Annotated in this window: 11 protein-coding genes and 1 tRNA gene; 6 read left to right on the forward strand and 6 right to left on the reverse strand. The window is 48.0% G+C overall.

What is annotated here, in order from left to right; genetic code table 11:
- Positions 1 to 48 precede the first annotated feature (48 nt).
- A complete protein-coding gene (locus ABF86_RS00765; protein ID WP_011634195.1) occupies positions 49 to 288 on the forward strand; it encodes a hypothetical protein in 240 nt (79 codons plus the stop codon).
- 209 nt (positions 289 to 497) lie between these two features.
- Here the strand turns inward: ABF86_RS00765 and ABF86_RS00770 are convergent, their stop codons facing one another.
- Positions 498 to 1,883, reverse strand: coding sequence for an L-serine ammonia-lyase (locus tag ABF86_RS00770; RefSeq protein WP_011634800.1), 1,386 nt, complete (start codon positions 1,881 to 1,883; stop codon positions 498 to 500).
- A 192-nt stretch (positions 1,884 to 2,075) separates the two neighbouring features.
- On the opposite strand from ABF86_RS00770, the gene ABF86_RS00775 reads away from it, so the two are divergent.
- The 5 genes from ABF86_RS00775 (at position 2,076) to ABF86_RS00795 (ending at position 8,689) form a co-directional block, all read left to right on the forward strand.
- Positions 2,076 to 2,150, forward strand: a tRNA-Val gene (locus ABF86_RS00775).
- Between the two features lie 209 nt (positions 2,151 to 2,359).
- Complete coding sequence (locus ABF86_RS00780; RefSeq protein WP_345889554.1) at positions 2,360 to 3,121, forward strand: serine protease; 762 nt, start codon at positions 2,360 to 2,362, stop codon at positions 3,119 to 3,121.
- Positions 3,122 to 3,214: 93 nt separating this feature from the next.
- Positions 3,215 to 4,612 carry a TIGR03013 family XrtA/PEP-CTERM system glycosyltransferase gene (locus ABF86_RS00785; RefSeq protein WP_164502675.1) on the forward strand — a complete coding sequence of 466 codons (1,398 nt, stop codon included), beginning with the start codon at positions 3,215 to 3,217 and terminating at the stop codon, positions 4,610 to 4,612.
- Positions 4,613 to 4,661: 49 nt separating this feature from the next.
- A complete protein-coding gene (gene prsK / locus ABF86_RS00790; protein WP_160803406.1) occupies positions 4,662 to 6,743 on the forward strand; it encodes an XrtA/PEP-CTERM system histidine kinase PrsK in 2,082 nt (693 codons plus the stop codon).
- An 83-nt stretch (positions 6,744 to 6,826) separates the two neighbouring features.
- On the forward strand, positions 6,827 to 8,689 hold the full coding sequence (locus ABF86_RS00795; RefSeq protein WP_074710134.1) for an ABC transporter ATP-binding protein: 1,863 nt from the start codon (positions 6,827 to 6,829) through the stop codon (positions 8,687 to 8,689).
- A 34-nt stretch (positions 8,690 to 8,723) separates the two neighbouring features.
- Here the strand turns inward: ABF86_RS00795 and ABF86_RS00800 are convergent, their stop codons facing one another.
- The 5 genes from ABF86_RS00800 to ABF86_RS00815 form a co-directional block, all read right to left on the reverse strand.
- Positions 8,724 to 11,819 carry a CusA/CzcA family heavy metal efflux RND transporter gene (locus ABF86_RS00800; RefSeq protein ID WP_160803407.1) on the reverse strand — a complete coding sequence of 1,032 codons (3,096 nt, stop codon included), beginning with the start codon at positions 11,817 to 11,819 and terminating at the stop codon, positions 8,724 to 8,726.
- 2 nt (positions 11,820 to 11,821) lie between these two features.
- Complete coding sequence (locus ABF86_RS00805; protein WP_160803408.1) at positions 11,822 to 12,985, reverse strand: efflux RND transporter periplasmic adaptor subunit; 1,164 nt, start codon at positions 12,983 to 12,985, stop codon at positions 11,822 to 11,824.
- Positions 12,986 to 12,994: 9 nt separating this feature from the next.
- Positions 12,995 to 14,200 (reverse strand): TolC family protein, encoded by a 1,206-nt coding sequence (locus tag ABF86_RS00810; RefSeq protein WP_240142177.1) that lies wholly within the window; start codon positions 14,198 to 14,200, stop codon positions 12,995 to 12,997.
- 205 nt (positions 14,201 to 14,405) lie between these two features.
- Positions 14,406 to 14,531 carry a hypothetical protein gene (locus tag ABF86_RS13050; protein ID WP_275689275.1) on the reverse strand — a complete coding sequence of 42 codons (126 nt, stop codon included), beginning with the start codon at positions 14,529 to 14,531 and terminating at the stop codon, positions 14,406 to 14,408.
- A 60-nt stretch (positions 14,532 to 14,591) separates the two neighbouring features.
- On the reverse strand, positions 14,592 to 15,251 hold the full coding sequence (locus tag ABF86_RS00815) for a hypothetical protein (RefSeq protein WP_160803409.1): 660 nt from the start codon (positions 15,249 to 15,251) through the stop codon (positions 14,592 to 14,594).
- Positions 15,252 to 15,258 lie beyond the last annotated feature (7 nt).

Below are 15,258 nucleotides of genomic sequence, written 5' to 3' on the forward strand. Positions count from 1 at the left end.
TGGTTTAATTATTGAAGGAGACATGAAATGTCAAAGAATGCCGAATGATTGAAAAAATACCGTGCCAAGATGGATGATGCTGGATTTAGGCGGCTGAGCTTTTATGTATGCCCTGAATTGGGGCAACTACTGGATAGGGAGCATCGCCCTTCAGAGTGCAGAGGGCGTACCCTGGAGCGCTTGCTATTGGGTAAGGCTGCAAAGCGTCCTGATTATTGGACGGAAGAAGAACGAGCGCGCAGGACGGCAAAGTGCCAGGCAATCATGAAAAAATTCAAGCTATCTTAACGTAACGATAGGGGAATTTTCAACCACCGACATACACACGCGCGATAATGGAAATCACCACTACCGAGGAAGCCTGAAATTTTAAGGTGTCCGCGTGGTGGTGGTTAGTGACATTTCAAAAAACGGGTAGAAAACTGGGTGTTTTAGAGATCCATAAATCCAATACTCCCTTATATACGTCATTTCCAATGATTATTCGAATCCCATTCTCAGCATTCGGTAATGCTGACACTGACAGCCAGGCCACCCAATGAGGTTTCCTTGTATTTGTGTGACATCTCCAGACCCGTCTGCTTCATCGCGTTAATGCAGTTGTCGAGTGATATAAAATGCTCGCCCGTACCGCGGCAAGCAAGTGCAGCAGCGGTATGGGCCTTGATTGCGCCAAAACCATTACGTTCAATACAGGGCACCTGAACTAGCCCGCCAACCGGATCGCAAGTCATACCCAAATGGTGTTCCAATGCAATTTCAGCCGCATTCTCGATTTGCTCAGTGGTCCCTCCCCGCACCGCGGAAAGACCAGCTGCAGCCATTGCTGCTGCCGAACCCACTTCTCCCTGACAGCCTACTTCCGCCCCAGAAATAGAGCTACGATGCTTGATCAACCCACCAATTGCGGCAGCAGTCAGTAGAAAATCCCGTACTTGCTGCAGAGTCCCACCTTCATGCTTAAGCAGATAGTAAATAACTGCCGGAATAACCCCGGCAGCGCCATTGGTAGGCGCTGTCACAACCATGTGACCCGCAGCATTCTCTTCATTCACCGCCATGGCATAGGCGCATAACCAGTCATTCAGCGTACCTTTTTCCGGATTTGTTTCCAGTTGCTTGAATAGATCTTTTGCACGCCGGCGTATCCCCAGGATACCTGGGAGGCGGCCTTCTGCCGTCAGTCCCTGTTCAACACAATGACACATAGCCTGCCAGATACTGTCCAGTCCCTGATCAAGATCTTGTTCCGACATCCTGGTTAATTCATTGGCGCGTTTCATTTCCGCAATGGATAAGCCACTTTGCCGCGACATCTCAAGCATACTGTCTGCTGAATCAAACGGGTATGGATAAGTACCAGCAAATTCAATTTTAAGCGGAGCATCCAGCTGGCTAATTTCTGCAAGCGTACAGATAAATCCACCCCCGATGGAAAAGAATGTTTCTGACAGAACTTTCTTTCCCTCCTCATCCAGAAGATAAAAAATCATTCCGTTAGGATGTTGCGGTAACGGATCAGATTTATCAAAGACAATGTCATCCTCCGGATTGAAATCAATGTGTCTGCCGCTGGCAAGCTGCACAGTATTGGTCGCCCAGAGCTTTGCAGTCAGCGCATTGACATCCTGCCCGGCGAGGGATGCAGGGCTATAGCCATGCAATCCCAAAGTTACAGCCCTATCTGTTGCGTGCCCTCTTCCAGTAAATGCGAGTGAGCCCTTGAGTACGCAATAAACACGATGGTTGCGATTATCCGGAGTTTGTAAAATCAGCTGGTCAATATCATCACGAAAAACATTTGCTGCCGCCATTGGCCCCATCGTGTGCGAACTGGAGGGGCCAATACCGATTTTAAACAGATCAAGAACGCTTATAAACATAGGATAATTTTTTGATTGGTATTAAGAAGAAAATTGCCCCGACAGTTTGTTGTAATTGCCAAGATTGTATTATAGTGGATTGAGCAGATCCGCTTCACAGACAGATCGAATTATTTTGCAGAAATATCACAGAGATAATAATTGACCTGTATAAACAGGCTATGGTCTAATTCTGTAGTTTTAGGGCGACAAAGGCGGTTAACTCAGCGGTAGAGTGCCACCTTCACACGGTGGAAGTCATTGGTTCAATTCCAATACCGCCTACCATATTTCTTTCTGTATGTTCGCCTGCATTAATCCGGTAAGCCGGAAAGAAGATGCTTGCCAAAGCTTATAATTGACAGCATAGCAAAAGGCCTGTTTGCTTATTTATATAACGGTGACAGCTTGAGCAGACTTTTCAAGTCTCCACAGATACACTCACTCTTAACCAATCCTACTCCTGACTCATGCTCAATCCGGCAAGGTTCTCCATTTTGCGATCGTTTCTTGCATGCCTGATTCTCTTCCAATCCGTTCTTTGTCAAGCCGACCTGGTGGAAACAATAGAGCGAGTCAAGCCGGCAATTGTCGGGGTAGGCTCTTTCCACAAATTACGTTCACCCCCTGTTAATTTTCTTGGAACGGGTTTTGTAATCGAAGATGGGCTGCATGTCATCACCAATGTTCATGTAATTTCTGATCTGTCTACTGATAAGAATAAAAACTCATTAATCATCATAACTGGCAAAGGTGATAAGCCAGAACTGAGAAATGCCACTATAGTTGCTCTGGACAAGGAACATGATCTGGCTCTGCTGCGTTTCGAGGGGGCTGCTTTACCCGTAATGAAACTAGGGAATGCCAGCAAAATAAGAGAAGGGAAATTACTGGCATTCACTGGCTTCCCGATCGGAATGGTGCTTGGTTTCTACCCGGTGACCCATCGAGCTACTATCTCTTCAATTACCCCGGTCATACTCCCTGCACAAAATGCCAGACAGCTTGATGCAGCAAAAATTCGCCAGTTGCAAAGATCAGCCTACAAGGTATTTCAGCTAGATGGTACAGCCTACCCCGGTAACAGTGGCAGTCCACTCTACGACCCGGACACGGGTGAAGTTTATGGCGTGGTAAATATGGTCTTTGTGAAAGGTAAAAAGGAATCTATACTGAGTGATCCAAGCGGAATCAGTTATGCCATTCCTGGTAATTACATCATTAATTTGCTTAAAACAAGGCAGCCAAGTAACTTCTAATTAATTTATGCTAGTAGAATAGTTTGTCTTTAACGACACTCGCTGTTTTTTATCTGGCCAGTCGCTTATACATCAATTTAGCAAGGAGGTATTTTGATTCAAGTAGCCAATCATTATATTTCCAGATTCTCGATACTGCTTGCCAGCATTGAAACTATCGCACTGCTCGGAGTTTTTTTTGCAGGAGCGGCCATCCGGTTTCTGCAGTGGGATGGCACAATGTCCGAGCTGCTAATCTCCCAGCTACCCGGGGCCATTACCTTTACTTTCGTTATTATCGCCAGCATGGCCGCACTGGGCATGTACCAGATGGAAGGTCGACAGGATTTCGAGGGTATTCTGCTCAGGTTGCTGCCATCCTTTGCATTGGGCTTCGGTTTTATCACCCTGATTTTTTACCTGTTTCCGGATCTTTATTTTGGCCGCGGTTTACTGGCTATCGTAATGCTGCTGGCCTTGCTGCTAATACTGTTCATCCGGCTGTTTTTTTTCAGATGGCAAGGTCTGGATAATTTACGTTATCGGGCGCTGGTACTGGGCGTTGGTGCTAATGCCGGAGAACTGTTTGACCTGGCTGGTAAAAGTCCTAATCTATCCAACTTCAGGATCGTGGGATTCGTTCCGCTGGATAAAGAAAGCCGGCATGTGCCGGTTGAGATGATTATCCCGAGGACAGGCTCGCTGATCTCGCTGACCAATCAGCATAATATTAGTGAAATCATTGTTTCGGTCCAGGAAAGACGAGGAGGTACCTACCCTATTCAGGAATTACTGGAGTGCAGAATAAACGGCATAAAGGTAACGGATCTGGTTGGCTTTTATGAAAGGGAATGCGGCCATCTGCAAATGGACTCACTTTATCCCAGCTGGCTGGTGTTCGGCAGTGGTTTTAAACAAGGGTCATTGAGAACGCTGATCAAACGCCTATTCGATATCACTGCCAGCCTGTTGTTGCTGATTGTTACGTTGCCAATCATATTGCTGGCTGCTTTGCTGATTCTGATTGAAGATGGTCGACCTGTATTCTATCGTCAGGAAAGAGTGGGACATGCCGGAAAACCCTATATGGTTTTCAAATTCCGCAGCATGTTCAACGATGCGGAAAAAGGTGGGAAACCGAGATGGGCCACGACTGATGATCCTCGCGTAACGCGAGTGGGAAAAATTATCCGTAAGTTGAGAATCGACGAATTACCACAAATCATTAATGTACTCAAAGGTGAAATGAGTTTTGTCGGGCCACGGCCTGAACGTCCTCACTTCGTCGATATACTCAGCACACAAATTCCATACTATAACCTGCGGCATAGCATCAAACCTGGCATTACCGGCTGGGCACAAGTTCGTTATCCTTATGGTGCCTCCGTAGAAGATGCTATTGAAAAACTTCAATATGACCTGTATTACGTCAAGAACCATAGCCTGTTTCTTGATTTCATCATCCTGATCAACACCGTAGGCGTCGTACTGCTGAGCAAAGGCAGTCGGTGAGCATCGGTAATCACGATGGCAGCTACATTTTTTCTCCGTACTGACTGTCATGACAACCCTAAGTTACGCTGCGGCAGCGCTCGCTTTTTTCTTTTTATTCATGCTGCTGATAACCAGTTGGCGAGGCCGTCTTTATGGCTTGCTGCTGGCAATCGCCTGCATCATATCCTCAATATGGGCGGCAGCAATCGCGGGATTATCCTATTGGGATTATTCAGATCCTCTGCTGCCTCAAATACTGGAAATATTACGAAATGCTGCCCTGACTACATTTCTGATTACCTTGCTGGGGCCTTTCCAGTCCGGTAAAACAAATAAAACTTTTCCCAGAATCAGGCCGGTTGTTACTGCCATCGCTCTGTTCTACCTGGTTTGTCTCGTACAAACAATCACTTTCAGTCACACTACCACTACCAGTGCTGATTCAGATCAACTCGGCTCCTCCTTCGAGTTTCTTACATGGGTAACAATGGCCATCATTGGTATGATTCTGGTGGAGCAATATTACCGGAACACACCCCACGAGCAACGCTGGGGGATTAAATTCATTTGCCTGGGTATCGGGGGGTTATTTGTTTATGATTTTTATTTGTACAGCGATGCATTATTATTCAGAAAAATAAGCCCTGATATCTGGGCTGCTCGGGGGTGGGTCAATACACTTATCGTTCCCCTGATTGCACTTTCGGCAGCACGCAACCCTAAATGGACAGTTGGCATTGCCGTTTCCAGACGCATCCTGTTTTACTCCACAGCACTATTTGGTGCCGCGATTTACCTGCTGTTAATGGCTGCGGCCGGTTATTACCTCCGATTCTCGGGCGGGACCTGGGGTGCAGTATTTCAGCTGACTTTCCTGTTTGGTGCAATTGTTCTACTGATCACTGTACTATTTTCCGGGACGACACGTTCCTGGCTCAAAGTGTTCATCAGCAAGCATTTTTTCAGCTATAACTATGATTATCGTGAAGAATGGCTGCGCTTTACGCGCACCCTGTCTGAAGAAGAAACGGAATTGAAGATTCGTGTGATTAAATCACTCGCGCAGCTGGTTGAAAGCCCAGCCGGAGCGGTGTGGTTCAAATCAGAACAAAATCATGCCTATCAACTGATTGCACGCTGGAATATTCCATATATTGATACATCTGTCGAAATTAACAGTCATTTTTGCCGGTTTATGCAGGAAAGTTCCTGGGTAATTGATTTATATCAGCATGATTCCGGGCCTCAGCAATACGCAGCCATGATACTACCTGACTGGCTGCCCACTATTCCCAAGGCACGCTGGGTGGTACCACTGATATTGCATGGAGAGCTGCTGGGATTTGTGGTGCTGACCGAACCCAGAAGTACGGTCAAATTTGATTGGGAAGTCAGGGATTTATTGAAAGTAGCAGGAAGCCAGGCAGCAAGTTATCTAGCGCAGTACGAAGCAACTCAGGCGCTCTCTACGGCACGACAGTTTGAATCATTCAATCGCATGTCTACGTTTATCGTGCACGACATCAAAAATCTGATTGCCCAGCTTTCGTTGTTGCTGACCAATGCGGTAAAGCATAAGGACAACCCGGAATTTCAGCAGGATATGCTGGACACTGTAGCGTTATCTATCAACAAAATGAAACGTTTACTTGAAAAACTCAGCGACGGAGGCATGCATGAAGAAAAAAACTCCTTGTTATCTCTAGATGAATTACTGCAACAAATCATTGAAAGCAAATCCTTCTGTGAACCGAGGCCAGTACTTAATATCATCGATCCAAATCTAAATATACAAGCCGATCCATCACGCCTGGAGCGTGTGCTTGGTCATCTGGTACAAAATGCAATCGAGGCCACTCCCAAAGACGGATATGTTGAGGTACGACTCGGGCGACAATCCGGATGGGCAGTAATCAAGATTAAAGACAGTGGACATGGCATGAACGAACAATTTATCCGCGACAAATTATTTACTCCTTTCGAGTCGACCAAAACAGCCGGCATGGGCATTGGTGTGTTCGAAAGTAGGGAATATGTCGAACAAATTGGTGGAAAATTGCATGTATCCAGTGAAGTATCAAAAGGAACTGTTTTCTCGGTCATGCTACCGATAGCAAAATCCATGCAATCTCCCGCTACACCGTTATAAAAATATCTTGAAAAGAGCGCTGTCACGAACAGCCAGCGCACCTGTTATTCCTTCGTTACATGGTTCTTCTCTGAAACACAATTATGCTCCGTTATTTTGAACGCCTGATCACCCCCTTTCCATCCGACCAGCTTACCGAACCACCCGCCACACTCTATCGGTTCTGCCGTCACTACATGCAAGGCTCAGGAATCTACTTCCTGCTGCTGGCAATCGCCACATTTTTTGTGGCCGTTGGCGAAGCCATGCTGTTTGGTGTACTGGGAACGATTGTGGACTGGTTGGCCGAGAATGACCCACAGGCATTTTTACAACAGGAAAGGCTGGCTCTGCTGGGACTTTCGCTTTTCATCCTGATACTGATGCCGATTATTGTTTTCTTTCACTCGGTGATTTTGTACCAGTCTCTGATGGGAAATTTTCCCATGGTCGTTCGCTGGCTGTCCCATCGCTATCTGCTTGATCAAAGTTACGCTTTCTTCCAAAATGAATTCAGCGGACGTATCGCAACCAAGGTCATGCAAACAGCTTTGGCTGTGCGCGAAACAATCATCAAAACCCTGGATGTTTTGCTGTTTGTTACTGTCTATCTTGCAACGGCATTACTGCTGATTGCACATGCGGATATTCGTCTCTGCATACCGCTGATTATCTGGCTGGCAGTGTATTTATGCATCCTGCGTCACTTCATCCCCAAACTAAAAAGCATCTCAAAAGTTCAGGCAGATGCCCGCTCAAACATGACCGGACGCATTGTGGACAGCTATGCCAATATCCTCACGCTCAAGCTCTTTTCTCACACCCTGCGGGAATCTGACTACGCTCGGGATGGCATGCAGGAATTTCTGGATACTGTGCATCCACAAATGCGCCTGGTGACCTGGTTGAATACCTGCGTATGGATCAATAACATGCTGTCCGTCTTTGCAATCGGCGCATTGGGAATCGCGCTGTGGCTCGACGGCAGCATCAGCACTGGCGCGATAGCCATTGCACTGAGTCTTGCCATCCGTCTGACCGGGATGTCTCACTGGATCATGCTGGAAGTTGGAGAATTATTTGAGAACATCGGCATCGTGCAAGATGGAATAAATATGCTAGCTAAACCACATGCAGTGACGGATGCTCCCGGTGCCGTGCCACTATCCGTTACTCACGGTGCGATCGACTATAACCAGGTTGAATTTTCCTACCACAACAACATCAAGAATGAAGATCACCGAATTTTTGAGGCACTTGATCTTCATATCAGTCCCGGCGAAAAAGTCGGTCTTGTCGGTCCTTCCGGGGCCGGAAAATCGACCCTGATCAGCCTGCTGCTGCGTTTTTATGATATCCAGCAGGGCAGTATTCAGATCGATCGGCAGGATATCAAGACCGTGACACAGGAAAGCCTGCGCGCCAGCATCGCCATTGTTACGCAAGACACTTCGTTGCTACACCGCTCTATTCGTGAAAATATTCTGTTTGGCAGACCCGATGCAACCGAAGAAGAAATACGACTGGCCGCACAGCAAGCGCATGCACACGGATTTATCCAAGATCTGGTCGATATTCACGGCCGCAGAGGGTATGACGCCATGGTGGGTGAGCGTGGGGTCAATCTGTCAGGTGGGCAACGTCAGCGTATCGCTATTGCCCGAGTGCTGCTCAAAGATGCGCCGATTCTGATTCTGGATGAGGCAACTTCTGCGCTGGATTCCGATATAGAAGCCGACATTCAGCAAAGCCTGCAGGAGTTGATGCAAAATAAAACCGTGATTGCCATTGCTCATCGCCTCTCCACCATTGCCGCAATGGACCGGCTGATCGTACTGGATAACGGACGCATCGTCGAACAAGGTCGCCACACCGAGCTGCTGGCACTCAATGGGCTTTATGCCCGGCTCTGGAATCACCAATCTGGCGGTTTTCTAGGCCACTCTAAACAGGATGAAGTACTCTAGCTGGTTATATTGTAACGGCCCTTCAGAGTGAAACTTACTGCTGCGTCACTGGAGGAGGATCAAATCGGCGATACAGCACGGGTAATACCACCAGAGTCAGTAACGTGGAAGTAATCAACCCGCCGATCACCACAATGGCCAGCGGCCGCTGCACCTCTGAACCTGGGCCGGTTGCAAACAGGAACGGAACCAGCCCAAGCATCGCTACGGTAGCTGTCATCAGCACCGGACGAAAACGCTGCTCACATCCTCTGATGACAGCATCCTTGACACTAACGCCCTCATCGCGCAACTTCCGGATATAGGAAATCAGCACCACCCCGTTCAGCACCGCTATTCCCCACAACGCGATAAAACCAACTGAAGCTGGCACCGACAAATACTCACCGGTAACAAACAGACCGAATACGCCACCTATCGACGCAAATGGCAGTACCAGAATAATCAAGGCTGCTAGTTTGATAGAATTGAACAGCATGAACAACAAAAAGAAAATAGCAGCAATCGTTACAGGAACGATAATCGAAAGTGTATTCATCGCACGCTCCACATTCTCAAACTGCCCGCCCCACTCGAAAAAATAGCCGTCCGGCAGTTTTACTTCCTTGGCAATCCGCTCCTGTACCTCTGCCACAAAACCGCCTAAGTCACGGCCTTCAACGTTTGAACCGACTACTACGCGGCGCTTGGCATTTTCACGTGAAACTTGCGCCGGACCATCAACAACACTGATATTGGCAACGGTATACAAAGGTACGGTTACTCCATCCGGTGCGCGTAGCAACAGATTACGGATACTTTCAATACTGTCCCGGAAATGTTGTGGAAAACGCACCACAATAGCAAAACGTCGCTCACCCTCGTACAGCGTACTTACTTCACGGCCACCTACAGCAGTCTCGATCAGTTCATGCACATCAGCGACATTGATGCCGTTACGCGCAATGGCGTTACGATCAATATCAATAGTCAGCGATTGCTGGCCAGAAAGGCGTTCAATCCGGATATCCTGTGCTCCGGGGACAGTGCGCAAGATGCGGGCGATCTGTTCTGACAGCCCGCGTAATTTATCCAGGTTATCCCCAAAAATTTTCACGGCAATTTCAGAGCGTACACCAGTCACCATTTCATCCACTCTTTCCGCAATCGGTTGCGACAGAACAATATTGACACCAGGCAGCACTTCCAGCAATTTGCGAATATCATCATCTACTTCGTCCTGGGTTCGCCCGGAATTGGGATCCAGCGTCACCATCGGATCAGATTCATTCTGCCCGGCCGGATCAGCAGGTGATTCACCTCGACCCAACTTGGATACTACACTTTTCACCCCTGGCACCTGCGAGATAGCCTTCATTGCTTCCATTTCCATTTCAATTGCTTCAGACAGAGAAATAGAAGCCACCCGGTTGATCTGCGGTGTTAATGCACCTTCCTGCAGGGTAGGAATAAACGATTTCCCCAGAAATGGAAACAACATAAAAGACAGCAATAGCAGTCCCAGTGCGGTGATAACTGTCAACCTCCCTCTCTTAAGAGCAGTGTTAAGCAGGGATCGGTAGGCTCTTTTCAATCCGGCAATGATCCAGGTATCATGTTCAGCCGTCCCACCCTTCAGAACATAGGCACAAAGTACCGGGGACAAAGTCAGTGAAACGATCAGAGAAATCGCCAGGGCAATCGCAATCGTAAAAGCCAACGGGCTAAACAATTTTCCTTCCATACCCTGCAGCGTCATCAGTGGCAGGAAAACCAGAATAATAATACAGATCCCGAAAATTACCGGGGTCCCTACTTCGGCCACAGCCTCACCAATAGCATGCGTGCGCGACTCACGCGCGCCATCGCTATGGCCCAGTCGATGAAAGACGTTTTCCACCACGACTACGGTCGAATCAACCATCAATCCGATTGCAATTGCAAGCCCACCCAGCGACATCAGATTGGCGGAAATACCCTGATGGTTCATCACCATGAATGTCAGCAAAGGCGTAACTACCAGCGTTGCCACTACGATCAAACTGGAGCGCACATCTCCCAGAAAGATGAACAGCACGATAATAACCAGAAAAATGCCTTCCATTAGCACTTTGCTGACTGTCCATAAAGCAGCATCAACTAAGTCAGTCCGATCATAATATGGAACAATCTGCAATCCATCCGGCAACAGATTTTGCTCATTGATCTCGGCTACTTTTGCCTTGACTCGTCCTACGATCTCCTTGGCATTCCCCCCTCTTATCATCAACACGATGCCAGAAGCAGATTCCGTATATCCACCCTTGATAATAGCCCCTGCTCTCACCTCCGTGCCCAGTTTTACTTCCGCAACATCACGCACGAACACAGGTACGCCACGCTCCTCGGACAACACAATATTGCCAATATCCTGCAGTGTACGGATCAGTCCAACGCCCTTGACGAGGTACTGTTCACTGCCTGTCGGCAAAATCCCGCCACTGGCATTGGCATTGTTCTCTGCAATGGCTTTTTCTACCTGCTCCAATGTCAAGTCATAGTGACGCAGCTTATTGGGATTCGTCAGCACATGGTATTGCTTGACATACCCGCCTTGAGAATTGATTTCCGCCACTCCGGGAATTGAACGCAACATTGGCCGGACAATCCAATCCTGCACAATGCGTCGCTTAGTCAGTTCTTCCACGGACAGCGCTCGTTCCCCATCATCGGGATGATCTATCGTATATTGATATACCTCGCCCAATCCTGTAGAAACCGGACCCAAACGCGGCGTAATTCCAGCCGGCATTTTACTGGCCACTTCCAGCAGCCGCTCCATTACCAGTTGCCGAGCAAAATAAACATCAGTTGCATCGGTAAATACCAGTGTAATGATAGATAAGCCGCTCTTGTTCAAAGAACGCATTTCCTCCAGTCCGGGCATCCCGGTCATAGCAATTTCCAATGGAATAGTCACCAGGCGCTCTATTTCCTCCGGACTGCGGCCGACTGCCTCGGTTGCAATCTGCACTTGAACATTAGTGACATCCGGGAAAGCATCCACTGACAAACGCTGTGCTGCATGCAGACCAAATCCCATCAGAATCAGTGCAACCACGACGATTATCAAACGCTGCGCCAGCATGGCGCGTACCAAAGAAATAATCATCGTTATTCCAGATCCTTGCGTTTACGCTCGTTATTCAGATGGAAGGCTCCCTTCACAATAATCAGCTGATCTGGTGTTAATCCCTCCAGAACAGGCCTCATCTGATTCACTGGTTCATCCAGCTTCACCTGGGTTAATGTAAAACCACCATCTTCCCGGGCGACAAATACGTGATCTTCATTATGCTCACGCACCACTGCGCCTTCCGGGATAACGAGACGTTCACGCGCATGCTCATCAATATGCACTGTAGCCAGCATATCCGGCTTTAGTTTACGCTCAGGATTATCCACCTCAGTACGGACAGTCACTGTCCTCGTCAACGGATTAACAATATCGGATACGAAAATGATAGTCCCGTCAAAATTTGCGTCACCCAGTGCCGGCACACGAACTTCCACATGCTGTCCCTGCTCAACAAAATGCGCAGCGTATTCCGGAACATCCCCTACCACCCACAGTTCAGATAAATCAGCTACGGTAAACAATTGATCTGATGGCTGCACTACTTGTCCAACTGCTACATTACGTGTGATAACTGTGCCACTGCGCGGAGCAGTAATCACAACAGATGGAAGAATCTGCCCGTGCCGGGTCAGATCTTGTATTGCCTGATTATTTACTCCCAGTAAAAGTAATTGATCCTTGGCTGCACTCAGTTCAGCGTTCGAAACCTGCGATTCCGATTCCCGGCGCTGCAGCTCGGCGGCACTAATAACATCCTCAGCGAACAGCTGTCTGGCACGTATGGCTGCACGCTCTGCCAGAACGGCCAATGAATTAGCACGAAGATAAGCTAATTGCGCCTGCACTAATTCCGGACTTGTAATTCGGGCCAATTTGGCACCAGCTGCGACACTATCTCCTAAATGTGCATAAACTTCGACGATTCTTCCGGTAAAACTGGCTCCCACCTGAACAAGTTTCGTCTCATTTACCTTAATTTGACCGGGAACATGCAGCTTTTCGGAGATATCAGCAAGGAATGGTTTACCGGTTTCAACTCGCTGACGCAAATCCGGCCTGAGAAAAATTGTATGGGAATCAGCCAATCCCGCTTTAACATGTTTTTCTGGGGAATCCTGCTCTTCTTTACTGCTGCAACCCGAAATAGAAAGCACTACGAATGCAAAAACAACTGCAATAGTTTGTATCTGGAAACTCATTGGGGAAAATTACTCCTGTGGATAATGCGCCCGCAGCCGATCTATCTCTGCTGCTGCTGCCTGCAATTCGAACTGGGCCTGCAATAATTCCGAGCGCGCATTACGTAGCACCCGTTGAGTATCCAGTACCTCGATAAAATCTCTTTCTCCCAACCGGAAAGCAGCTTCCGCCACGCGCAGCGCAGCTTTCGCCTCCTTAACGATGCCGCCTTCGAACATCTCCACCCTGCGCCGGGCAATCTCCATGGCCTGCCAGGCAGACTCCAGCAACCGGCCGATCTCGTAGCGACGATAATCGAGCGTTTCGCGTACCCTAGCTGCATCTGAAACTGCCGCATCAACTTCACCACGTCGCTGATAAAATAATGGGATGCGAACGCTCAGTCCGGCAGTATTCGATGTAAATTGCCTATCCTGATAATTGCTGTACAGAATATCCACGGATGGGAGCACAGAAGCGCGCTCCTGATCAATACGTAAACGTGCGCGATCCTGTTCTGCTTCCAGCCGTTGAATTTCCGGGTTTGTAGCGGGTAATTCCGTACGTAACATCTCCAGTGAAGGCAGTTCCACTGGGTCGCTGAGTGAAGCGATCACATCAAACTCAGCAGGCAGCGTACCGGCTGTCAGCTGCAGCAGCGCGATTCGCGCCCGCTCCGTGTTCAGCAATGCTGCCTCTTTTCTACTCGCCGCTGTCATTACCTCGGTATCGGCCCGAATTAGCTCAAACCGGGCAATTTCACCTGATTCAACACTCAGTTTGATACGGCGTTGAATTTCCCCCATCAAATTAAAAATATCTGATTCCATTTCTGCCAGGCCACGCCGTAACAAAAATTCGTAGATATGCACCCGGAGTTGTGCCGCTAGATCTGCTCGGGCCTGTTCCAGATTTGCGCGACTGGCTTCAACGCCGGATTCTGCCGCCCCAATGCGGGCACGTCGCACCCATGGATTTTCCAGTGGTTGGCTGACGGTTACCTGCCGCTGCATGGAAGATGGTCCGGTATCGATTTCCGGCAATCGCGGACTATCAGGTCCGGCCATGAAGGTTATTTCCGGGTTGGGAAATGCCGATGCACTGGTTACTCCCGCCTGTGCAATATCAACCTGTGAACGCGCTGCTTGCAACAGGCCATTGGCCTGCAACCCCATGCGCTGAATATCTGCAACAGTATAGCCGCCACCTGCTGCCAGAACCGAGCAATTCAGCATAAATAAAGTCAGGCCACACAGAACCCACGAGAAAATAATATTACACATACGAAAAATGATAATTATTCATACTCCAACAGCAGTACCCGCATAAAGTTATCAATCATACGATTGCACATAAATTTAAATATTTTAATTAAGTTTTCTGCGAGTGATTATTACAGACAGAACTGTAATCATCACAAGAAACATGACCAAGGTGTAGCTATCCAATGATGTCGAGAAGTGCAACACTGCGAGTGCGCGATTTTGCTACCACTCCAAAGTGCTGATTCAGTGAACGGGTAGCAGTGAAATAGGTATCATGGCACGTCGCGAAGGAAACAATCATTCACTATCTTATAGAAATGACGTTTTGTTCCGAGAAATACAGTACGTATTCATGCAGTATTTAATCAGAAGTACCTTGGTCTGATTTCTGTCTTTTTATCTGGCGTTTTTTCCACCACCATCCTGCTATCAACAACGTAAGGGCTATATACCAGATGCCGTAGGTGCGCATCCATACTTGCGGATTTTTTTTCACGAACAGCCGGATTTCAGCCAGATCAGCAATCTGTGGATGCTCATGAGTCGTTTCAGTTGTCTGCAGATATAGCTTGAGCGACAGTTCGTAACGTCCTTCCTTTTCTGGCGTGATGATCCACGACCAATGCGTCTCATCCCGACCGGAAAAAAGCTGAGCCTGCGGCTCCGGTGGGTTAATAGAAAACTCATCGCCGGTTATCCCAGCATGCATTTCTGGAAAAACTTTACCGTGAATATCTTGCAATTCAGTTCCGGGAAGCGATTTTTCAACAATATCATTGATACGCAGCGCCAATTCTTTGGTATCCAATCGCAGTGTGATTTCAAAAGGTTTAAATTGCTTTACCTCATGCGGCAAGGTAATTATCGAGCTATCTGCAGGTAGTTTCATCATTACAAGCGGAGGAAAATGCTTCTCTCCAAACCAGGCATGTGCAAGAAAGTTCATTACAAACGGAATCAATAAAACGGCTGCAATCAGAGCCGGCAGAACCACATTAAAAGGGGCATCTTTCTTGTACATCATATCC

The sequence above is a fragment of the Nitrosomonas sp. GH22 genome, from assembly GCF_009833115.1.
GTDB classification, from domain to species: domain Bacteria; phylum Pseudomonadota; class Gammaproteobacteria; order Burkholderiales; family Nitrosomonadaceae; genus Nitrosomonas; species Nitrosomonas eutropha.